The organism is Streptomyces sp. NBC_00236, from assembly GCF_036195045.1.
GTDB lineage: Bacteria > Actinomycetota > Actinomycetes > Streptomycetales > Streptomycetaceae > Streptomyces.
The window spans coordinates 7,596,250-7,616,187 of sequence record NZ_CP108100.1; the positions used below are offsets into that span (position 1 = coordinate 7,596,250).

Genomic DNA, 19,938 nt, shown 5'->3' on the forward strand with positions numbered 1-19,938 from the left:
CCGCCGACGGGATGTCCGAGCGGAGCCTGCCGAGGGCGAGCGGGTCCGCGCGTGGTCCACGCGTCAATGGGCCGGTTCCGGCCCGCGTCCCCCTCCTCACCCGCCCAGGAAGCCGCTGATCCGGTCCCGCAGGCCGCGCGGGTCCAGACCGTGCGCCGCGAGGTGCTCGTCCATCTGCCCGTACCGCCGCAGCTCCTCGCGGGCCACGCCGAGCCCCAGGATCCGGTGGGGGAGGGCGGCGAGCGCGTCGTTGGCCGGGCCCGTCGAGGTACCCGCCAGATACGGCTCGACGATCACCACGTCGGCGGTGGCCCGGTCACCCGCCGCCCGGCGGAGTCCGCGGGCGTCGAACGGCCGCACGGTGGTCGCGTACAACACGGTCACGTCGAGTCCCTCCGTCGCGGCGAGAACGTTGTCGAGCATCGGCCCGACGGCGATCACCACCCCGCCCGTCCCCTCGCGCACGGTGGTGAACCCGCCCGCCCCGCCCACCGGGCGTGCCCGGTCGTTGGACTGCAGTGACAGCCTCACGTAGACCCGCCCGTCCCCGGCGGCTGCCTCCCGCAGCAGTGTCTCGGCCTCGTCGGGATGGCCCGGAACGTGAATCGTCCAGCCGTCCAGGGTGTCCATGAGCGCGACGTCTCCCGGGGCCATGTGAGTGAACCCGCCGGCCGGCCAGTCGTACGAGGCGCCGGCGCTCACCAGCACCCCGCCGACCCCCTGATGCCCGAAGTCCAGCTTCACCTGCTCGAACGGCCGCTCCACCAGGAAACTCGCGAAGGTGTGCACGATCGGCCGCATCCCGGTGAGCGCCATCCCGGCTCCGGCCCCGACGAGCAGCTGCTCACGGATGCCGACGTTCACGACCCGGTCGGGATGGTCCCGTTCGGCCCGGCCGAATCCGTCGCGGCTGATCTCGGCGAGTACGAGTGCCAGACGGGGATCCTCGTCGAGCAGCCGTGTGGTGGTGGCGATGAAGCGGTCACGCATCGTGTCCATGGGGGTGGTACCTCTTCTTCCGTTGCAGGCTTCGAGCGGTTGCGTGTGCTGCGCGACTCAGTTCTTGGGGGCGACCCGGGCGACCACGGCCCGCGGTTGCCCGGGATGCGCCGCGGTGAAGGCGGCGTACAGAGCTTCGTGGTCGCGTCCGTCCACCGACGCGACCGACCAGCCCGCGGTCGCGAACCGCTCCGCGATCCCGCCGGGGCGTCCGTATGTTGCCGACGCGTTGTCGATCACCACGGTGTGCAGCTGCTCCAGGCCGGCCGGACCGGCGTAGGCGATCGCCTCGTGATTGCTGCCCTCGTCCAGTTCGGCGTCGCCGGTCAGCACCCACACCCGCGGTCCGGTGAGCCCCTGGGCCCGCAGTCCCAGCACGCTCCCCACGGCGAGGGGCAGGCCGTGCCCCAGTGAGCCGCTGCCGACCTCGGCGCCGGGCACCAGCAGCCGGTCGGGATGGTGACCGAGCGGCGAGCCGTACGAGCCGAAGCCCGCCAGCAGTGCCTCGTCGAAGAACCCGTGCGCGGCGAGGACGGCGTAGTACGCCATCGGGCCGTGCCCCTTCGACAGCAGGAACCGGTCGCGGTCCGGCGCGTCGGCGGTCTGCGGTGACACCCGCAGCACCCGGTCGTACAGCACCCACAGTGCGTCCAGGGTCGAGGTCGCGGCGGGGCCGTGCTTCTCGTCGCCCGTCATCAGGCTCATCAGGCGGGGCAGGTCGGTGTAAGTGGACGCCGGTGCGGCGGTCGTGTTCGTCATGCCGCTCAGCGTTCAACATCAAGCGCGGTTGAGGTCAAGCGGCGAAAGGCGTTCGTGACCACCGGTTGAAGTGCGGTATTGTTCTCATGCGCGTTCGGCCAGGGGGAAACCCCAGGTCAGACGGTCAGCGGGACGTGGCGCAGCTTGGTAGCGCACTTGACTGGGGGTCAAGGGGTCGCAGGTTCAAATCCTGTCGTCCCGACTTGCAAGAGTCGAGGTCAGGGCCGGTTTCGGAGCAATCCGAAACCGGCCCTTGATCATTTTTGGGAACCGGTTGGGAACCAGCCGGGGTCCGGCATCCTTGACCGGGTCAGCGGGTCATGACGAGGGGGCTCGGTAGCGAGCGCGGTGCGCGCAACGCGGTGAAGTGGGCCGAGAGTGCCGCCCCGGCCGCTGTGATCTTGTGGACATCGGGGTGCAGGTAGCGCTGGGTGGTAGTCAGTGCCCCGGTACTCGCGGATCGCGCAGAACGTACGGAACCGCTTACCCGGCTTGTAGCAGGTCATCCCCTCCATGGAGACTCGGGCCCGATCCCCGCCCGCGCACGTGGACGACCGAAGTGCTGCCCCTGCGGCCCCAGATCCTGGCACGTGGCGGCGTCACCGAGGTTGGCCGGCCCGCGGGACGTCAGGTCGGGGAAGTGGTTGTCGTTGAACGTGGCGAGCGCGAAGCGAACTCCCGCGAAATCGAACCGCCCATCGCGACGGCCTGCCGTGAAGACGTCCTTCTCGTGCTCGGACAGGTGCTGCTTCCGATAGGTCGTGAGCAGCTCGCCCTGCGCCCCGAAGACCCTTGTCCCGATGGCAGGAAGCGGGCCCTCGGTCGCCGCCACGCAATTGACGACGGTGGCGATCCCGCTCTCGCGGATCGCGTCCAGGCGCGGGTCGTCGGTCCTCGCCCACAGGCTCGGATCGGCACGGACCGCATCGAGTTCGTATCCGGTCACAGCCGGCTCCGGAAACACCACCAGTTCGGCGCCGCTCGCCCTGGCTCTCTCGGTCAAGGCGGCCATCGTGTGCACGTTGGCGGAGACATCGGCCGGAACGCAGGTGAACTGACCTGCTGCGATCTTCATGAAGCGCCATCCGGCCACCGGCCGACGCGGGTGGCGGGCGTACCCGCATTGGGCCGCCCCGCACGGGCGCTTCCGCCGCACATCCATCCCCGTCTCTCGCCATCCGCACCTGTGAACCCTGCGCCGAGGACCACCACCCGGCCGCACTCGGTCAGAGGACCCGCGCGCGCTTCCGTCCGCGGGCGTGATCAGCGGCCCACCGGCAGCCGGAGACCGAGGTAGCACTCTCGGGCGCAAGCTCCTGACGTGCGAGAAGTCCCAGATTATGGAAGATGGGACGGGAGCGAGAAAGGTCGTTCGTGCCGCGATTTAGCCCTCTCGATCCGAGGTCTGCCCGCCGCCTGGGACGACTTCACCCCTCGCCCCGACCGCTCCCTGGCGGGCGGCTGTTCGCGGAACGAAAGGGATCCACATGCCGGTCATCACCACCCGTGACGGTCTCGACATCTTCTACAAGGACTGGGGCCGGGGCCGCCCCGTGGTGTTCATCCACGGCTGGCCGCTCAACGGCGACGCCTGGCAGGACCAGCTGAAGGCGGTCGCGGACGCCGGGTTCCGCGGCATCGCGCACGACCGCCGGGGGCACGGCCGCTCCACGCCGGTGTACGACGGGTACGACTTCGACACCTTCGCGGACGACCTCAACGACCTGATCACCCAGCTGGACCTGCGGGACGTGACCCTGGTGGCACACTCGATGGGCGGTGGCGAACTGGCCCGCTACATCGGCCGTCACGGCACCGACCGCATCAAGTCCGCCGTTCTGCTCTCCGCGGTCCCCCCGCTGATGCTCCAGGGGCCCGACAACCCCGAGGGCGTGCCGCAGTCCGTCTTCGACGGCATCAAGGACGGCATCCTCACCGAACGCTCACAGTTCTGGAAGGACACCGCGGTCGGCTTCTTCGGTGCCAACCGGGACGGCAACAAGGTCACCCAGGGCAACAAGGACGCCTTCTGGTACATGGCCATGGCCCAGACCATCGAGGGCGGCGTGGACTGTGTGGACGCCTTCGCGTCGACGGACTTCCACGAGGACCTCAAGAAGTTCGACGTGCCGACCCTGGTGGTGCACGGTGACGACGACCAGATCGTCCCGATCGACGCGACCGGCCGCAAGTCCGCGAAGCTCATCGCGAACGCCACGCTCAAGGTGTACGAAGGCGGCTCCCACGGCATCGCCCTGGTGCCCGGCGACAAGGAGAAGTTCAACCAGGACCTGCTGGACTTCCTCAAGAGCTGACACCCCGCCCCGTGCCCGGCGGCGCGCCCCCGGCTCCCGGCCGGGCCACCGGGCCCCGGTCGAACCGCACACAAGGACGGACGCACCGGTATGAGCAACTTCTCCCCAGGCTTCCACGGCCGTACGCACCGCTTCGAGGGGCTTCGAGGGCCGGCTGCCGCCGGGGCAGTACCCCACGGAGTCGTTTCCCGTGCTCTCGGCCGGGTGACGGTGCCCCGACTTACGAAGGGTGCCCCGTGACCCGGAGAAGGGGCGGAGCGTACGAACACGTCCGCACTCGTACGCTCCGCCCCTTCGTGCGGCCTGGATGCCACACCGGCGCGAGCAGGGTTCAGAACGCCGCACGGAAAGGGCGGCGCTCGCCCCGCTTCCTGCGGCACCACGCCGCGCGTTCGGCTCAGGTCACAGCTGGAGCAGCGTTCGGTGGGCGATGCTGCTGTCCCGCAGCGGTCTCAGTGCGAGGCGCACCAGGGCCAGTGCGTTGTCGTCACCGGCGATCCGGTTGGCGCTGAGCTCACCGCAGGACTGGCAGTGGTGAATGATCATCCACTCACCGTCGGGTCGCACGGACATGCTCAGCGCTTCCATCCGTCCACGGCAGGCTGCTGCCCGGTCACCCGGGATCCGGCGGTCGACGTGCAGGCTGACCAGGCAGTTCGGGCAGTGATTTCGGTGGGTGGTGCCCGGCGCGTCCAGGGACACGATCAGTCGGCAGCCCACGCACTTGAAGTCGTGTCGCCGGTGACCTCCTTGGTGGTGCAGGACGTCCTTGCGCCGCTGTGGCCGCCGTGTTCCCCGCGTACGTGTGCTGGAGTTGTTCGCTCGTCTCGGCACGGGTCTTCCCCTCTCGGTTTACAGGTCGCCGAATGCTTCGAGCGGGAACGGTGGTTGCGCCAGAGGGCGCACGGCCATGCGCATCAGGATGAGCTGGTTGTCGTCGGCGCAGATGGGGCTGGAGGTCAGCTCGTCGCAGCGCACGCAACGATGGATGACCATCCAGTCACCGGTACGCAGCACGGCGACGGAGATCGGCGACATCCGCCCCCGGCATTCGCTGGTGCCGCCCTCGACATGGTCGAGAACGTGCTGCGAGTGCAGGCACGACGGGCAGTGGTTTCGCTGGGTGCCGTCGCCGGTGGCGGCGGATACCGTCAGGCCGCACCAGGCACAGGTGAAGGTGCCGGCCAGAACGGTGTTCGGAGAGGTGGAGGGAGTTTTGCTGGTACTGGACACCCGGAGGGCTCCTTGCTGAGAAGTCGGTCATGACAGCAAGAGCAGGCCGAGCGGCCTCGCCAAAGACGACCCGTACACCGCAGCGCGCGGGACTACGGGGTGTGTGGGCAGGTCACAGCATCGGAAAGCCGCGTCCGGTAGCCGTCCGCGTGGGACGGGTCAGGAGGACGGGACGGCTGGAGCCGTGCAGCGAGGCGCGCGCGGCAGGGGCCGGGGCACAAAACTCACTCCCTTCCGGGGCCAGCAGGCCCGAGTAGTTCCGACGGAACGCCCGACAGTAGCAATGGCCCATCAGCGGGCGTCAACGGATTATCGGACCCGCCACTGCGGTGAAGCACGCAGACGTCGTGTGGAACCCAAGCCGGCGATGTCTGCCCGAGTTCTCGTCCCTTCGCGAGATCGTGGCAGTCGTCGGGATCGACATGCGCAAGGTCCCAGAAGGCTGAAGCGCTGCTCATGAGACAGCCCCGGCATTGCCCGGGCCGACGCAGAGGTTGACAAACGATGCTACGGTTTTCGCGGAAGTGGCGACCGAGCCACTCAATTTGGAGATCGGAGGAGATGCGCGATGACGGTCGTGGTGACCACCGCTGTGTGCGGTGCCCGACTCGTTCGCATCTCTCGGGTCTCGGCCTGACCTTTCCGCTGCCAGCCTTCCCTCCGCGGGAGTGGTTCCGGCACGTCTGACGTCCGGCGGGACCCCCTCTCAAGGGTCTCTTCAAGTGTTTCACCCACACCATTGCTCACTCCCATCACATCCATCTCCTTCGCGCGTCCTGACTCTGGTCGACTACGGCTGGGACACGGAGCGTGAGCGGTCCTTCGGTCCGTCGAGGGACGAGGGACTGATCCCGGGCCGTGTGGTGCGGGCCGAGCGCGGTCTGTGCGACGTCGTCGCCGAGACCGGCCCCGTCCGCGCGATGGCCCTGCCCTCCGCAGGCTCAGGCATCAGTGACCGGCTGACGCCGTGTACCGGTGACTGGGTGGCCGTCCGGCCGGCCGGCACCGCCACCGTCGTGGAGGTGCTGGAGCGCCGGACCGCCGTGGTCCGCGCCACCTCCTCGCGCACCTCCCACGCCCAGGTACTGGCCGCGAACGTCGACACCGTGGCGGTTGCCGTCTCGCTCGCCGACCCGCTCAGGCACGGGCGGATCGAGCGGATGCTCGCCCTGGCCTGGGACAGCGGCGCCACACCCGTGGTGGTGCTCACCAAGGCCGACCGATGCGTGGACACCCAGCGGGCGGCGGCCGAGGTGGCCGAGGTCGCGCCGGGCGTGGAAGTGCTGGTCACCAGTGCCTCCACCGGCGAGGGCCTGGACGTCCTCACCGCCGTACTGGCGGGCACGGTCGTCCTTCTCGGGCCATCGGGCGCGGGCAAGTCCACCCTCGGCAACCGTCTGCTGGGCGAGGACCTCCTGGCCACCGGTGCCGTGCGCGACAGCGACGGCAAGGGCCGGCACACCACCGCCTGGCGGGAGCTGCTGCCACTGCCCCACGGCGGGGTCCTGCTGGACACGCCGGGCCTGCGCGGCGTCGGCCTGCACGACGCGGACAAGGGCCTCGACCAGACTTTCGCCGAGATCACCGAACTGGCGACGGACTGCCGCTTCGGCAACTGCGCCCACACCACTGAACCGGGCTGCGCCGTGCTGGCCGCCGTCGACGACGGCCGCCTCAACGAGCGGCGCCTCGACAGCTACCACCGGTTGCAGCGCGAGAACACCCATGCCGCCTCCCGCACCGACGCGCGGCTGCGCGCCGAGCTGGAACGGCCGAGGAAGCAGATCTCGCGCAACATTCGCGCCCTCAAGCAATCTCCGAACTTCAAGGCATGACGCAAAGGAATCCGGACGTGGACCTTCCCCGCATTTTCACCATCCGCGAGAGCGGCCACCGCATCCACAACCCGCTGACCGCGGACAAGTTCGCCACCCTGGGCGCATCGCTCCGCCTCCCCGCCGGGACCCAGGTGCTCGATCTGGCGAGCGGCTCGGGCGAGATGCTGTGCACCTGGGCACGCGGCCTGGGCTTCTCGGGCACGGGCGTGGACATCAGCAGCCTCTTCACCGAGCAGGCCCGGGCCCGCGCCGCCGAACTCGACGTCGCCGACCGGGTCGAGTTCGTGCACGGCGACGCCGCCGGCCACGTCGCGGACCGGCCGGTCGACCTGGCCGCCTGCGTCGGCGCTACCTGGATCGGCAACGGCGTCGCCGGAACGGTCGAACTGTTGGAGCGCAGCCTCCGCCCCGGAGGGATGATGCTGATCGGCGAGCCGTTCTGGCGGCGGACCCCTCCGGACGAGGAGACCGCCAAGGCGTGCCACGCCACCTCCATCGCTGACTTCCTGGAACTCCACGGCCTGATCGGGCAGTTCCAGGACCTCGGATACGACGTCGTGGAAATGATGCTGGCCGATCAGGACAGCTGGGACCGCTACGCCGCCGCCCAGTGGCTCAGCATGCGCCGCTGGCTCGACGGGAACCCGGACGACGACATGGCCCCCGAGGTACGGGAGGAGCTCACCACCGAGCCCGCCCACTACGCGCGCTACGGGCGTGAGTACCTCGGCTGGGGAGTCTTCGCCCTCATGAAGCGCTGACCCTCCCGTCCCGTGCGGTGCCCGGACGTCACACCGTCCGGGCACCGCACGGGACACGTCATCGTCCCGGCAACGGCGGACCGGTATCTTCCGCCTCCGAGCGGAAGGCCGGCCTGTCACCCGATCGGTGGCCACTCTGAAAGAGCTCGCTGCCCGGGATCTCGCGCCAGAGGCTGGCGGCCACAACGGGCTGCCCTTCTGGAGACGCAGGATTGCCCGCGCCTACGGGAGTGGCGGAGCAGGGTGCTGATGCGGTGAACGACATGTCGAAGGGGTCCAACCATGTGGTTGGCCCCCTTCGACATGTCCGCTGGGGTCTTCGCTTCTCAGCTGGCTCTGTCCACGGGAGAGGGCAGCGCTTTGACCGCGGTCCGGGAGGCACCGGGCAGCAAGGGCCGCAGCGCAGTGTTCACGAGTTTCGGCAGCATCCGTTCTTGATCCGGGTGAGTCTGGGTGCGGGGTTGCGGTTGCCGCTGCGGCAGCTTCTACCGTCCTGAGCAGGGCCGGAGAAACCGGCCCGGTGACGCGATCGTGAGGGAGACAGCGATGGACTGGCCTATCGCGGAGGTCGCTCGGATGTCGGGCGTGACCGCCCGGACCCTGCGGCACTACGACGAGGTCGGCCTGCTGCCGCCTGCCCGGATCGGGTCCAACGGCCACCGCTACTACGAGGAGCACCAGCTGCTGCGGCTGCAGCAGATCCTCGTGCTGAGGGCGCTGGGCGTAGGGCTTCCCGAGGTCGGCCGGATCCTGGCTGAACAGGTCGACGAGGTGGACGCTCTGCGCGGCCACCACCGGCGGCTGCTGGCCGAGCGGGACCGGCTCGATGCCCTGGCAGGCACCGTCTCCCGCACGATCGCCGATCTGGAACAGTCCAGAAAGGACGGCAACCCCATGACTGTCAACCGACCGGAGAACCTGTTCGAGGGTATCCAGCCCTCCCAGTACCAGGAGAGTCTGCACGGCTTCCCCGAGCACGCTGAGGAAGTCGCCCGCAGGGTCGCCGTGATGACCCCGCAGGACATCGAGGCCGGGCAGCGCGAGCGCACCGCGCAGATGATCCGGCTGGCGGAGCTGATGGCCGCCGAGCAACCGGCCGACGCCGAGCCGGTACAGGCCGAGATCGACGCGCAGTACCGGGCCCTGGCCCAGCTGCGAACCGTCTCCGCCGAGGAATACCGCGCCATCGGACGCTCCTGCGTGGACAACGACGCCTGGCGCGCCGCGTACGAGGCGATCGCACCCGGCCTGGCCGCGTACCAGCGCGACGCCATCGAGGCGTACGCCACCACCCGGCTCAGCTGACCCAGGGCCGGGCCGCCGCACGGACCAGCCCGCGGAAACAGTCGACCCGCCGAACCGGCAGGTAGCACCTTGCCCGGCATTTCACTGCCGAGTGAGGTGCTGCCCGTCCTCGGCTTCCGGTCCAACGGGGTAGATCAGGGCCGGATTCGGAGCAATCCGAAACCGGCCCTTGGTCATTCCCGGGTGCTGGTCGGAGTTCGGCGCCGGCAAGTCCCGGCAGCAGTCGGCGCCTCCGGTGTCGCGAGGAGTCCGGCCGGATCGCCTCGGCGGTGTCTGCGGCTGGCCGTGGGCGGGTGATCGCCGAGGCGCCCCTGCGCAGCTCAGGAGCCGAAGCTGCGCGACGCCGCAGGACCGGACGGCGCCCCGCAGGCCCCGCGGGCCCGACTGGACAGGTTCCTCGGCAGTCTTCCTGATTCCGTTCGGACCCTGGCGTTCGCGCTGTGCTTGTGCTCCCCTGGTGAGTCATAGGTGCTCGAACAGTTTCACCGTATCAAAGCGACTGCGTGACAGCAGAGCTACAGGTCTCACGGAGGAGTTCGACGCAATGGACAATCCGAGCAGACGAAAGATGTTGTTGGCGGGCGGGGCCCTGGGAGCCATGGGGGCGCTGAGTGCGGCCTCGCCGGCCAGTGCCCGGTCCCTGTGGACCTGGTCACCCGCGGGTTCAGTGGCGGGCGCGGGAGCGGGTGTCGATCCGGAATGGGTATGGGACGACGAGGCGGACCCGGTCCTCGCCGCTGTGATCGAACGTGGTGATGTGCCCAACGTCAACAGGCTGCTGAAGCAGTGGACCCGCAACGACCAGCCGCTGCCCGACGGGCTCCCCGGTGATGTGCGGGAGTTCATGGAGTACGCCCGCCGGATGCCGTCCTGGGCGGACAGGACCAAGCTCGACCGCGCCTCCAAGTTCAGCAAGACCAAGGGGATCTACGTCGGTGCCCTGTACGGGCTCGGCAGCGGCATGCTGAGCACCGCCATTCCCCGTGAGGCGCGGGCGGTCTACTACTCCAAGGGCGGCGCGGACATGAAGGACCGCATCGCCAAGACCGCGAAACTCGGTTACGACGTCGGGGACCTGTACGCGTACCTGCCGCAGGGCTCGATGATCGTGACGACCGTGAAGACGCGGATGGTGCACGCCGCCGTGCGGCATCTGCTTCCGCAGTCCCCGTCCTGGCCGCAGACCAGCGGTGGCCAGACGATCCCGATCAGTCAGGCGGACATCCTGGTCACCTGGCACAGCCTGGCCACGTTCGTCATGCGCAAGCTGAAGGACTGGGGCGTCAAGGTCAGCACCGCCGACGCGGATGCCTACCTGCACGTGTGGCAGGTGACCGCGCACATGCTCGGCGTACGGGACGAGTACATCCCCGTCAGCTGGGACGCGGCCAACGCCCAGTCCAAGCAGGTCCTAGACCCGATCCTGGCCCGCACCGACGAAGGGGAGGCACTGACCGAGGTCCTCCTGGACATCGTGGCGGAGATCGACGCAGGTCTGACGCGCCCTCTGATCAGCGCGTTCTCCAGGTACACGCTCAGCGACCGGGTCGGCGACATGATCGGTCTGTCCAGGGAGCCCCTCCTGCAACCGCTCATCGCCACGGCCTGGCCGTTGTTGGTGGCCTTCAGGGAAGGACTCATCTCCTTCCCCGTCATCCCGGGGATCGCCTGGACTCTGGAGGAGGCCATCCGCCGGTTCGTCCTGCTCTTCCTCTCCGAGGCCAGCCCGATCGCCATCGACATCCCGGACATGAACCGTCCGTCGTGACCCAACCGCTTCCGCGCGGCACCGGCCCGCGCCGTTGAACCGGTACTGCTGCCGGCAGCGGTGCGGTACCCGCACCGCTGCCGGCAGCCTTCGACCCGTCACCCGTCAGCACCCACCACGGAGCCGAGCCGCGCCCATGGGCATATCGACGAGAACGTGCAGCAGGCAGAACGACACGCGAGGCCCGTATCGGGCTCATGGAGGTAGGGGGAGGGGCGCTGCCGATGAAGAGCACTGACCGCCGGGCCGGACCTGGGCCGGGGGAACCTCCGCAGTCCGGAGCAGGCTCGGTGGGCCGGCGCCGGTTCCTCGGGTACGTTCTCGCGGCCCCGACTCTCATGACCGCGGCCGAGATCGGTACGGCGCCGAAAGCCGCGGCGGACGGAATTCCCTCGGCGGAGCTCACGGCGCTGGTCGACCTCAACGACCTGATGACCGCGGCGGCGCTGCCGACCTCGGGCCTGATCACGGTCACGGTGGAGACGGACGGCACCGTGGCCCTGGCACTGCCACGTGCCGAGGTGGGACAGGGCATCACCACGTCGACAGCCATGCTGATCGCCGAGGAGATGGATGTTCCCCTGGACCGGGTACGAGTGACCCTGGCCGACGCCCGGCCGGAACTGGTCTTCAACCAGCTCACCGGCGGCTCGAACACCACCATGGCCACCTACACCCCGGTCCGGGTCGCCGCGGCCGTCGCCCGGGGCCGCCTGATGCAGGCAGCAGCCACCGAACTCCGCTCATCCGTCGGCGAGCTCACGTGGAGGGCCGGAGTCGTCACCGACGGCGCGGGCCGCAGCATCGGTATCGGCGCCCTGGCCGGCAAGGCCGCCGGGGGCAGTACCCGGCAGGTATCGGTGGAGTTGAAGGCGCGTGATGAGTTCACCGTCATCGGCACGCCGCGCGGCCGGATCGACGCGCTCGCCGCAGTCACCGGCCGTAAGAAGTTCACACTGGACCTCGCAGTGCCCGATGCCCTGCCGACGATGGTGTGCCGGCCGCCGACCATCAACGGCAAGGTCGGCTCGGTGGCCAATCTCGACGAGATCCTCGGCATGCCGGGTGTCACCGACGCCGTGGTGATCTCGACCGGAGTGGCGGTGCGGGCACGGACCTTCGGGCAGTGCATCGATGCGGTACGGGCCCTGCGAGTGGCCTGGAAACCCGGAACCGCCCAGGGCAAGTCCGACGACACCGTGCTCAAGGAGCTGCGTGCCGCCGAACTGCCGCTCGGTCCGCGCCCACTGCCGGCGCAGACCCTGGAGAACGAATTCGTCTTCCACTTCCGCAGCAACAGTGCGCTGGAGCCCAACTGCGCGATCGCAGACGTACGCCCCGGCCGCGCGGAGGTCTGGGCGAGCCTGAAGTCGCCGATCGTCGCCCAGCAGACGATCGCGGCCAAGCTGGCGCTTCCCCTCAGCGCGGTGACCGTGCATGTCGCGGAGGGCGGAGGCTCCTTCGGGCGCAAGCTGTTCTTCGACGCCACGCTGGAGGCCGTCGAGGTGTCGAAGAAGATCGGCAAGCCCGTACGGCTCATGTGGCACCGGGCAGACGACTCACGCCAGGGTCGCACCCACCCGATGTCGACCTCGCGCGTGCGCGTCGCCTACGTCGGCAACACCGTGCTCGGCTACACACAACGGCACACCAGCGTCGCCACGGACTTCGGCCACGGGTTCGGCGAGATCGTCACCGCCATGGCGGCCAAGCTGCCGGTGGGCGATCTCACCTTCTCCGAGACGTACTTCCAGCTCTCCCGCTCGATGCCGTACAACTTCGGCGTCGACAGCCAACTGCTCAACGAAACCGACAAGAGCTTCAACACCGGCAGCATGCGCAACGTCTACGGCCCCGACGTCACCTGCGCCAGGGAACTCATCGTCGACCGGCTCGCGGGGAAGATGGGGAAGGACCCCTACGCCTTCCGTCGCGCATTCCTCGGCGACGCCCGTGCCCGGGCGGCACTTGAGCGGGTCGCAGCGGCGGGGAACTGGGGGCGTGCGATGCCCGCCGGTACCGCGCAGGGAATCGCGCTGCAGACCGAGTACCACGGCGTCAGCGCCGTACTGGTGGAGATCGACTGCCGGCCCGGGACGATCAACCGTCCCGTCCGCGACGGCGTCACAGGGCCCCGCGTCACCAAGGCCGTCTGTGCCGTCGACGTAGGCCTGGCGATCAATCCCCGGGGCCTCGAAGCCCAGATGATGGGCTGTCTGATGGACGGCATCGCCCAGACCCTGACCGCCGGCCTGCACGTACGTGACGGGTACTTCCTGGAGGCCAGCTGGGACAACTACTTCTACACCCGGCAGTGGAACACGCCACCCGAGCTCGACATCATCATCATGCCGGACACCGGCGGAAAGCCGGGTGGTGCGGGGGAGTTGGGCGTCGCCGCTTCCATGGCCGCGGTCGCCTGCGCCTACGGCCGGGCCACCGGCACGATGCCGACCACGTTCCCCATCAACCACGGCACGCTCTCCTTCGAGCCCAAACCGACGGTGCCGCCCGTCCCACAGTCCCCGACCGACGGTCTGGACCACGCCTACTGATCCGCCACGTGCCAACCGGCGGGAAGGAACCCCATGCCCGAACACACATTCCGGCTCAACGGCGAGCAGGTCACCGTCGACGCCGCCGATCATGAACGCCTGCTGTGGGTCCTGCGTGACCTCCTGGGCGTCACCGGCCCCAAGTACGGATGCGGCATCAACGTCTGCAAGGCGTGCACCAGCCACCTGAACGGCAAGGCGGTCAACCCCTGCGCGATCCCGGTGGGGAACCTGGAACCGACGGACGAGGTCACCACGATCGAAGGGCTGGCGGCCACGGCGGGTGCGGACCTGCACCCGATGCAGCAGGCCTGGCTGGACCAGGACGTGGCCCAGTGCGGCTACTGCCAGCCCGGCCAGATCATGGCCGCAGTCGCTGTCGTCCGTCGTGCGGCGGCGGAGGGCCGCGAGATCACCGACACCGACCTGGACGGCATCCGCAACATCTGCCGCTGCGGGACCTACTTCCGTATCCGGGAAGCGATCAAGGCAGGTGCCGCGATGATGTGAAGGGCATCGGAGTGCCACGACCTCCACTCCCGGAGGTCACCGGGCCGGTCCGTACGGATCGCGCCCGTGCCGTCAGAGCTTCTCCGTCAGCAGCTCGTGGACCGTCGCGATGAACGGGTCCGCCCTGTGCACCCGCCGGGTGCACATCGCCGCCACCGCCGTACCCGTGTCCGGGCGGAAGCCGAGGAACATCTGCTGTCCGAGCGTGGCTCCCGCGTGGAAGAGGACCGGGCCGCGCGGTGACGGGTGGCGGAACCAGGTGAGCGTGTGCGTGTGGGCGTGCCGCACTCCGCGCCGCAGCAGCGGGCGGCGTACGTCCGAGAACGCGGCGGCCGGCGGGTGCGTGGGCGCGGCCGTTTCCGGGAGGTGCGCCTCCAGGAACGTGAGCAGGTCCTGGGGCGTCGACCGGACCGCTCCGGCGGCGTTGAAGCCGCCGGTGTCCAGCGCGGGCAGCGGTCTGCCGTCGCGCCGGTGCCCCACGGCGTCGCCGGCCCCGGGGCTCGGGCGCAGCCGCGTGCCGTGGAGGCCGAGCGGGTCCAGTACCTCCTGCCGGAGCAGCGTCTCCCAGGGCGTACCGGTGGCGGCGGCAAGGGTGTGGCCGAGTACGGAGACCGCGAAGTTCGAGTAGTGCCAGCGCGTGCCCGGCCGGTGGCGCGGGCGGGCACGGAGAAAGGCCCGGACGACGCGGTCGGCCGGGTAGCGGCTGTAGGGCGCGGTTGACCACCGGGGCAGCGCCTGCGGGTAGAAATCGGCCGGCAGCGCGGGGAGCCCCGAGGTGTGGGTGATCAGATGGCGCAGGGTGATGGCGCGCACCGAGGGGTGCACCGGGTGGCCGGGGGCCAGCAGTTCGGCCGCCGAGTCCTCGTACCGCAGGCGGCCCGCCGCGACGAGTGCGGCCAGGAGCAGCCCGGTGAAGGGCTTGGACGCGGAACCGAGCTCGTAACGGGGTGCTTCGCCCGGCCGCATGCCTGCGTCGAGCCGGTAGGTGCGCCGGGCCCGGTGGCTGAGCGCGATCACGAGGTCGGGTGCGTCGATGGTCCTGGCCGCATCGGCCAGCAGGCCGGCCCTCTCGTCGTCGCCCCGGGAGGGACGCTCGGCGGAGGGCCGGCGGGCCTCCTGCGGGGCCGTCACGCGGGGGCCGGGGCGGCGAGGTCCGACAGGGCGCGGGACAGGGCCAGTGCCGAAGCGAACGCCGCCACCAGCGTGGGGTGGTAGACGAGGTCGAAGACGGACTCCTCGTCACCTTCCGGCATGCCGCCCATCACCGGCATCGCCCCGTCCGCCTGCTGGGCGCCGGCGAATCCCTCCCAGGCCGCCGGATCGAGAGTCGGCTCCGGGAGGCAGGCGTCCACGACGAGCAGTTCGCCCAGCAGGTCCCAGCGGCCCAGGTCGAGCCAGTCGTCCAGCCACACCGGCAGCCACTGGGCGAGGTAGTCCGCCACGTCGGCGGGCAGCCCGGCCGGATTCGCGCCCCAGTCGGTCAGATGGAAGACCGTGTGGGTGATGTCGTAGCCGATATTGCCCTCGACCGTCCAGGGCTCGGGCCGCCGGGACAGCCAGGTGCGCCGGTACGCCTCGTCGACCGGCATGCTCGGCTCCAGTCCGAAGCGACGCTCCATGGCGCTGAGTCCGAGTCGGCGTACCGGTACGACCTCCAGCGCGCCCCAGCTGCTCAACCGGTGGTTCAGCCGGACGGCCGCCTCCAGGGACGGCTCCCGGAAGCCCAGCTCCCGGAAGGGTACGTAGACCTCCATCGGTACGGGACAGAGCGGTTCGCGCCGCTGGCCGTCCACCAGTCGGCTTCCCGAGCCCAGCAGTTCGTGCCAGGCGTGGTCGAGGAGCTTGCGTGCCAGGGCGGCCTGCCGGGAGCCCGCCACCCCTTCCCGGAAGATGACCTTGCTGATGAGCGCCAGTTCGCCGAGCGGCTTGAACCGGTCCAGGACACCCACCTCGGGCGGCGGGTCGTCGTCCAGCCTGAATCCTGCCCGGTGCTCGTACAGCCATCCCAGGGCCCGCGCGCCCACGTCATGGACCTGCTGGATGCCGTTCATGCGGCAATTCCCTTCGTGCGCCTGGTGCGAAGGCCTGTGTGTCTCATTGGCCGGCCCCGTTCTCCGCCTGGTGAGTGGTGAGCCGCTTCAGGGACAGCGCGGCGGCGAACGCGGTCACCAGGGTGGAGTGGTAGCAGGCGAGGAAGGGGTACGGGTCCGGCTCCTGGCCGGCGTTGCCCGCTGAGGCCGCTTCCTGCGGCGCCTGCGCCGGGGCGACAGTGGGGCCCGTCTCCGGTACGGCACCGCTCGGGGCCTGCGCCGCGGCGAGCGCGGGCCAGGCCGCGTCCAGCAGCTCGGTGGGCGGCGGCCCGGGCAGGGCCGCGGCGACCGCGAGCAGTTCGCCGGTCAGGTCCCACTGCAGGCTCTCCAGACAGCCGTCGATCCAGGGCGGCAGCCAGGCCCGCAGATAGGTGTCGATGTGGGCGGGCATCCGCTCGGGAAGACAGCACCAGTCCGTGATGTGGAAGACGGTGTGGGTCAGCGCGTAGCCGGAAGGCCCCTCGAACATCCACGGTTCGGACAGCCCGCCCAGCCAGGTGCGCGCGAGGACCTCACCGGCGTCGGCGTGCGGGGCGGTGCCGACCCGCCGCTCCGAGTTGATCAGCCCCAGCTCCCGGTTGGACTGCTGCTCGGTGTGGGCCCAGCCCCTGGTCGCGGAGAGCGTCCCGGCCAGACGCTCGAAGCCCTCGTTGCGCAGTCCGTATCCGGCGAAGGCGGCGTAGATCTCGTACGGATACGCGGCGAAGGGCTCACCGCGCAGCAGTTCCAGCAGCAGGTCGCCCGCGTGCACCTGGTCCCACGCGAACGTGATGAGGGCCCCGGCCGTCCGGTGTTCGGGAGTGTCCGGGGCGGTGCTGCGGCGGATCGTGGTGCAGAGCTGGGCCAGTTCGCCGAGGGGTTTGAGGGTGCGGTTGACCTGGGTGTGCGGCTCCAGTACGTCCGGGGGGAGCACGAAGCCCGCCCGGTGGGCGTCGGCCCAGCCGAGCGCCCCGTGCAGTACGGCGGGCAGGACGGACAGCGCCGTGCCCGTCGTACCGCCGGGGGCGGTGGCCACCGACGCCGTCACCGCGCCCGCCCCTCGGCCGTCAGCCGGGCCGCCCGTACGTGCAACGCGACCCGGGGGTCCGCGCCGCCCATGAGCTCGACGAAGTCGAGCCCGCGGTCCAGGCCCAGGCTGTCGGGCCTGCCGTCGAGCCCGGCCAGCCAGCGGCCGGCGCCCGCCGCCTGGAGCCAGTTGCGCCGCCGCACCGCGCGGACGAACCCCCGGGACAGGTCCACGACCCGGTGGGCGGCGGCCCGGTGCACCGCCGACGAGGCGGCGGGGACGGCGAGCGGGGCCAGTACGGAGAGTTGATGGGTGAAGGCTTGCCAGGGTGTCCGTTCGAGCCATGCGGCATTCGGCTCGTCGGTGCCGGGGGCGCCGGCCGACGCGGTCCGGTGCAGGGCCGACATCATGCCCCAGTGGCTCCAGACGGCAGCGTCGGAGGCGTCGGGCCGGGGCGGGAACTCCCGCACGGCGCGCTGGAGAACGGCGATGTCTCCGGGATGCGGATTGCGCCCGTGCAGCACGCTGGGCAGAAGCAGATCGGCACCGATGACGCGTACCGCGGCGATTCCCGTCCGGTTGTCCTCGTCGATTCCGGCCGCGCCGCAAACCGTGGCGAGGTGGTCCCCGCTCCGAAGAGCGAGGACCACCTCTGTTGCCAGGTCATGCACGGCACCCGCGAGGGGGGACGAAGCATGTGACTGGTCCATTTGCTGCCGACTAGCCCTTCTTCGGGCGGGGGGTCGGCGGCGAGAGCAGCAGTGCCGAGCCGCCTCCGAGGAGGGCGAGATACGCGCACTCGCGGGAGTCGCGGTAGAAGCCTTCGGCCTCGCCCGGGTTGAGCGCCTCGTCGAGGTCGAGCTCGATGTCGGTGGCAGTGGATTCTGTGGTGTACATGGGTGTTGCCCCGTCCTGTGGGAAATGGGGTTGCCGTACGTTCCGAGTGGAATGCACGGAATGCGAACCCGCAAATCAGACGGAGCTCTCAGGGAATTTCTGTATTTAATTGAATGATGAATTCACTGGATCGTTGTGCAGCTCTGACCTGGTGTTATCTGTATTTCCTGCGCAGGGTGTGGGGTGGTGCGCGGGGCGCATTCAGCGTGTCAGGGCGTGCGCCCGGACGGTCGGGCGCCGCGCTATTGGGGTTACCTCCGGTGGAAGCGTCAAAGAGGATCCGCTGGTGTTTGTGCGGGGCCGGGTCTGTCGGCCGGGTGTGCGGCGGGGCGACGCCCTCCGTCGCCCCGCGGCGGCCCGATGGGCGGCCCTGTGGCCCTGTGGCGGCGAGCTGCTCCGGCTGACCGGCGCTCCGGCTGTCGCCGCTCCCGGTCCGGCCGGGGCGCCGCGCTGCCTGCGGGCGCCGGTCCTTCGGTCACCGCCATTGCCGACAGCAACGTAGCTCGCTATGTTAATCGAAAATCACATCTGTGCGACGGGTGTTCGCCACGCATCGGTCGCACAACTGGCAAGTCTGCGAAGAAAACTAGGGCCGACTGACCCCTCAGGGAAGCAGGTAAGTCAATGGACAATCTCAGCAGGCGAGGGGTTCTCTCCCTCGGCGTCGCACTCGGCCTCGTGGGCGTCACGAGCCCCGTCCAGGCATGGGCGTCGATGGGCTCGGACGCCGGGGCCGCCGCGGGGACCGGCCCGGAGTGGATCTGGGACGAGGCAGCGGACCCTCTGATGGTTTCGATGCTCGAGAACGGTCATGTACCCGCGATCAACACCGCGTGGGGGTCGTGGGTGAACAACAACGACCCGCTGCCCGCCGGCATGCCGGCCGACTTCACCGCGTACCTGCGGCAGGTCAACAAGCTGCCCTCCTGGGCCGACCCCGCCAAGCTGACCCGCGCCGCCGACTTCAATCGTCGCAGGGACCTCTACCTCTTCATGCTGTACGGCCTCGGCAGCGGAATCATGAGCACCGTGATCCCGCGTGAGGCCAAGAGCGTCTACTGGGCCGCGGGCGGCTCCGACATGCAGGACCGCGCGGCCAAGACGTTCACGTTCGGCTACGACCTGTCCCAGCTGAAGGCGTTCGAGCCGGAGGGGCAGTTCATCGTCACGGCCAACAAGACGCGCGTGGTGCACGCCGCGGTGCGTCACCTGCTGCCGCAGTCACCGCACTGGAAGGCGGTCGCCGACGAGACCATCCCGATCAGCGCCGCCGACATCCTGGTCACCTTCCACAGCCTCGGCACCTACGTACACAGGAAACTGCTCGACTGGAAGATCAAGTACCCGGTCGCGGACCAGGAGGCGTTCCTGCACTCGTGGCAGGTCGCCGTCCATCTGCTCGGTGTGCCGGACCAGTACATTCCGCAGACCTGGGCGGCCGCGGAAGCGCAGTCGGCGAAGGTGCTCACGCCGATCCTCACCCCGACGACCGAGGGCATCGCGCTGGCCGAGGAACTGCTCGGCCTGACCGCGCAGATCGACCTCGGCGTCACGCGCGGGTTCCTGAACGAGTTCGTACGCTACGTCCTCAGCGACCAGGTCGGGGACTGGCTGGGCCTGAAGCGCGACTATGTGGCGGCGGGCCTGGTCCGCACCGCATGGCCGGCGTACATCCTGTTCCGTGAGGGGCTGTCGCCCGTCATGCCCGGGACCTTCTACGCGATCGACCAGATGGTGCGCGCCCTGGGCATGCTGTTCCTCAACAAGGGCGACTCCGGAACCACTACCCCCATCACGATCCCCACCGGGAACAGGAAGGACTGAGCCGCCGATCCGATCCCCTGGTGCCCGCCCCGCGACGGATTGCGTCAAGGTGCGGGCACCGAGGTGCCGTGCGCCTTG

Annotated in this window: 17 protein-coding genes, 1 tRNA gene and 3 pseudogenes; 9 read left to right on the top strand and 12 right to left on the bottom strand. The window is 69.8% G+C overall.

Going from position 1 to position 19,938, the window contains the following annotated elements:
* Positions 1–96: 96 nt before the first annotated feature.
* Together OG446_RS33815 and OG446_RS33820 are read right to left on the bottom strand one after the other, a co-directional pair.
* Complete coding sequence (locus tag OG446_RS33815) at positions 97–999, bottom strand: transketolase family protein (RefSeq protein WP_328897601.1); 903 nt, start codon at positions 997–999, stop codon at positions 97–99.
* A 57-nt stretch (positions 1,000–1,056) separates the two neighbouring features.
* Positions 1,057–1,758, bottom strand: a complete 702-nt coding sequence (locus OG446_RS33820; protein WP_328897602.1) for a transketolase — start codon at positions 1,756–1,758, stop codon at positions 1,057–1,059.
* 128 nt (positions 1,759–1,886) lie between these two features.
* On the opposite strand from OG446_RS33820, the gene OG446_RS33825 reads away from it, so the two are divergent.
* Positions 1,887–1,960 (top strand) — tRNA-Pro (locus tag OG446_RS33825).
* 108 nt (positions 1,961–2,068) lie between these two features.
* On the opposite strand, the pseudogene OG446_RS33830 reads toward OG446_RS33825, so the two are convergent.
* The 3 pseudogenes from OG446_RS33830 to OG446_RS33835 all read right to left on the bottom strand — a co-directional run.
* Positions 2,069–2,221, bottom strand: a pseudogene (locus OG446_RS33830) (site-specific integrase); the annotation flags it as partial.
* A pseudogene (locus OG446_RS37250) lies at positions 2,187–2,364 on the bottom strand (IS630 family transposase); the annotation flags it as partial. The pseudogenes OG446_RS33830 and OG446_RS37250, both read right to left, overlap by 35 nt.
* An 82-nt stretch (positions 2,365–2,446) precedes the next feature.
* A pseudogene (locus OG446_RS33835) lies at positions 2,447–2,920 on the bottom strand (carbon-nitrogen hydrolase family protein); the annotation flags it as partial.
* 325 nt (positions 2,921–3,245) lie between these two features.
* Here OG446_RS33835 and OG446_RS33840 point away from each other — a divergent pair.
* Complete coding sequence (locus tag OG446_RS33840; RefSeq protein ID WP_328897604.1) at positions 3,246–4,073, top strand: alpha/beta fold hydrolase; 828 nt, start codon at positions 3,246–3,248, stop codon at positions 4,071–4,073.
* A gap of 402 nt (positions 4,074–4,475) precedes the next feature.
* On the opposite strand, the gene OG446_RS33845 is transcribed toward OG446_RS33840, so the two are convergent.
* Entirely contained in the window at positions 4,476–4,907 is a 432-nt protein-coding gene (locus tag OG446_RS33845; RefSeq protein WP_328897605.1) for an RNHCP domain-containing protein, read from the bottom strand.
* Between the two features lie 18 nt (positions 4,908–4,925).
* Positions 4,926–5,306 carry an RNHCP domain-containing protein gene (locus OG446_RS33850; protein WP_328897606.1) on the bottom strand — a complete coding sequence of 127 codons (381 nt, stop codon included), beginning with the start codon at positions 5,304–5,306 and terminating at the stop codon, positions 4,926–4,928.
* 863 nt (positions 5,307–6,169) lie between these two features.
* Here OG446_RS33850 and rsgA point away from each other — a divergent pair.
* The 6 genes from rsgA (at position 6,170) to OG446_RS33880 (ending at position 14,043) form a co-directional block, all read left to right on the top strand.
* A complete protein-coding gene (rsgA, locus tag OG446_RS33855) occupies positions 6,170–7,141 on the top strand; it encodes a ribosome small subunit-dependent GTPase A (protein WP_443050296.1) in 972 nt (323 codons plus the stop codon).
* A 17-nt stretch (positions 7,142–7,158) separates the two neighbouring features.
* The gene (locus tag OG446_RS33860) at positions 7,159–7,905 is read left to right on the top strand and encodes an SAM-dependent methyltransferase (protein WP_328897607.1); all 747 of its coding nucleotides are present in this window, start codon (positions 7,159–7,161) and stop codon (positions 7,903–7,905) included.
* A gap of 546 nt (positions 7,906–8,451) precedes the next feature.
* Positions 8,452–9,210, top strand: coding sequence for a MerR family transcriptional regulator (locus OG446_RS33865; RefSeq protein ID WP_328897608.1), 759 nt, complete (start codon positions 8,452–8,454; stop codon positions 9,208–9,210).
* A gap of 544 nt (positions 9,211–9,754) precedes the next feature.
* Complete coding sequence (locus OG446_RS33870; protein WP_328897609.1) at positions 9,755–10,978, top strand: oxygenase MpaB family protein; 1,224 nt, start codon at positions 9,755–9,757, stop codon at positions 10,976–10,978.
* A 224-nt stretch (positions 10,979–11,202) separates the two neighbouring features.
* On the top strand, positions 11,203–13,533 hold the full coding sequence (locus OG446_RS33875) for a molybdopterin cofactor-binding domain-containing protein (RefSeq protein WP_328897610.1): 2,331 nt from the start codon (positions 11,203–11,205) through the stop codon (positions 13,531–13,533).
* Positions 13,534–13,566: 33 nt separating this feature from the next.
* The gene (locus OG446_RS33880) at positions 13,567–14,043 is read left to right on the top strand and encodes a (2Fe-2S)-binding protein (RefSeq protein WP_328897611.1); all 477 of its coding nucleotides are present in this window, start codon (positions 13,567–13,569) and stop codon (positions 14,041–14,043) included.
* 72 nt (positions 14,044–14,115) lie between these two features.
* Here OG446_RS33880 and OG446_RS33885 read toward each other — a convergent pair whose 3' ends face one another.
* From OG446_RS33885 to OG446_RS33905, 5 genes are read right to left on the bottom strand one after another with little or no spacing between them, the layout of a single operon-like run.
* Positions 14,116–15,174: a serine hydrolase domain-containing protein gene (locus OG446_RS33885; protein ID WP_389260173.1), complete on the bottom strand. Its 1,059-nt coding sequence runs from the start codon at positions 15,172–15,174 to the stop codon at positions 14,116–14,118.
* Positions 15,171–16,094 (bottom strand): DUF6895 family protein, encoded by a 924-nt coding sequence (locus OG446_RS33890; protein WP_328897612.1) that lies wholly within the window; start codon positions 16,092–16,094, stop codon positions 15,171–15,173. The genes OG446_RS33885 and OG446_RS33890 overlap by 4 nt, the downstream gene beginning before the upstream one ends.
* A gap of 43 nt (positions 16,095–16,137) precedes the next feature.
* Positions 16,138–17,160, bottom strand: coding sequence for a DUF6895 family protein (locus tag OG446_RS33895; RefSeq protein WP_328897613.1), 1,023 nt, complete (start codon positions 17,158–17,160; stop codon positions 16,138–16,140).
* A complete protein-coding gene (locus OG446_RS33900) occupies positions 17,157–17,849 on the bottom strand; it encodes a hypothetical protein (protein WP_328897614.1) in 693 nt (230 codons plus the stop codon). Before OG446_RS33900 ends, OG446_RS33895 begins: the two co-directional genes overlap by 4 nt.
* A 10-nt stretch (positions 17,850–17,859) precedes the next feature.
* The gene (locus OG446_RS33905; protein ID WP_187285003.1) at positions 17,860–18,036 is read right to left on the bottom strand and encodes a hypothetical protein; all 177 of its coding nucleotides are present in this window, start codon (positions 18,034–18,036) and stop codon (positions 17,860–17,862) included.
* Positions 18,037–18,660: 624 nt separating this feature from the next.
* On the opposite strand from OG446_RS33905, the gene OG446_RS33910 reads away from it, so the two are divergent.
* On the top strand, positions 18,661–19,860 hold the full coding sequence (locus tag OG446_RS33910) for an oxygenase MpaB family protein (RefSeq protein WP_328897615.1): 1,200 nt from the start codon (positions 18,661–18,663) through the stop codon (positions 19,858–19,860).
* Positions 19,861–19,938: the final 78 nt, after the last annotated feature.

What these genes read in the sequence shown, in the direction of transcription:
- OG446_RS33840 (WP_328897604.1), top strand. Translation starts at nt 3,246, where the DNA reads ATGCCGGTCATCACCACCCGTGACGGTCTCGACATCTTCTACAAGGAC.
- OG446_RS33900 (WP_328897614.1), bottom strand. Translation starts at nt 17,849, where the DNA reads ATGGACCAGTCACATGCTTCGTCCCCCCTCGCGGGTGCCGTGCATGAC.
- OG446_RS33890 (WP_328897612.1), bottom strand. Translation starts at nt 16,094, where the DNA reads ATGAACGGCATCCAGCAGGTCCATGACGTGGGCGCGCGGGCCCTGGGA.
- OG446_RS33905 (WP_187285003.1), bottom strand. Translation starts at nt 18,036, where the DNA reads ATGTACACCACAGAATCCACTGCCACCGACATCGAGCTCGACCTCGAC.
- OG446_RS33910 (WP_328897615.1), top strand. Translation starts at nt 18,661, where the DNA reads ATGGACAATCTCAGCAGGCGAGGGGTTCTCTCCCTCGGCGTCGCACTC.
- OG446_RS33815 (WP_328897601.1), bottom strand. Translation starts at nt 999, where the DNA reads ATGGACACGATGCGTGACCGCTTCATCGCCACCACCACACGGCTGCTC.
- OG446_RS33820 (WP_328897602.1), bottom strand. Translation starts at nt 1,758, where the DNA reads ATGACGAACACGACCGCCGCACCGGCGTCCACTTACACCGACCTGCCC.
- OG446_RS33880 (WP_328897611.1), top strand. Translation starts at nt 13,567, where the DNA reads ATGCCCGAACACACATTCCGGCTCAACGGCGAGCAGGTCACCGTCGAC.
- OG446_RS33870 (WP_328897609.1), top strand. Translation starts at nt 9,755, where the DNA reads ATGGACAATCCGAGCAGACGAAAGATGTTGTTGGCGGGCGGGGCCCTG.
- OG446_RS33875 (WP_328897610.1), top strand. Translation starts at nt 11,203, where the DNA reads ATGAAGAGCACTGACCGCCGGGCCGGACCTGGGCCGGGGGAACCTCCG.
- OG446_RS33865 (WP_328897608.1), top strand. Translation starts at nt 8,452, where the DNA reads ATGGACTGGCCTATCGCGGAGGTCGCTCGGATGTCGGGCGTGACCGCC.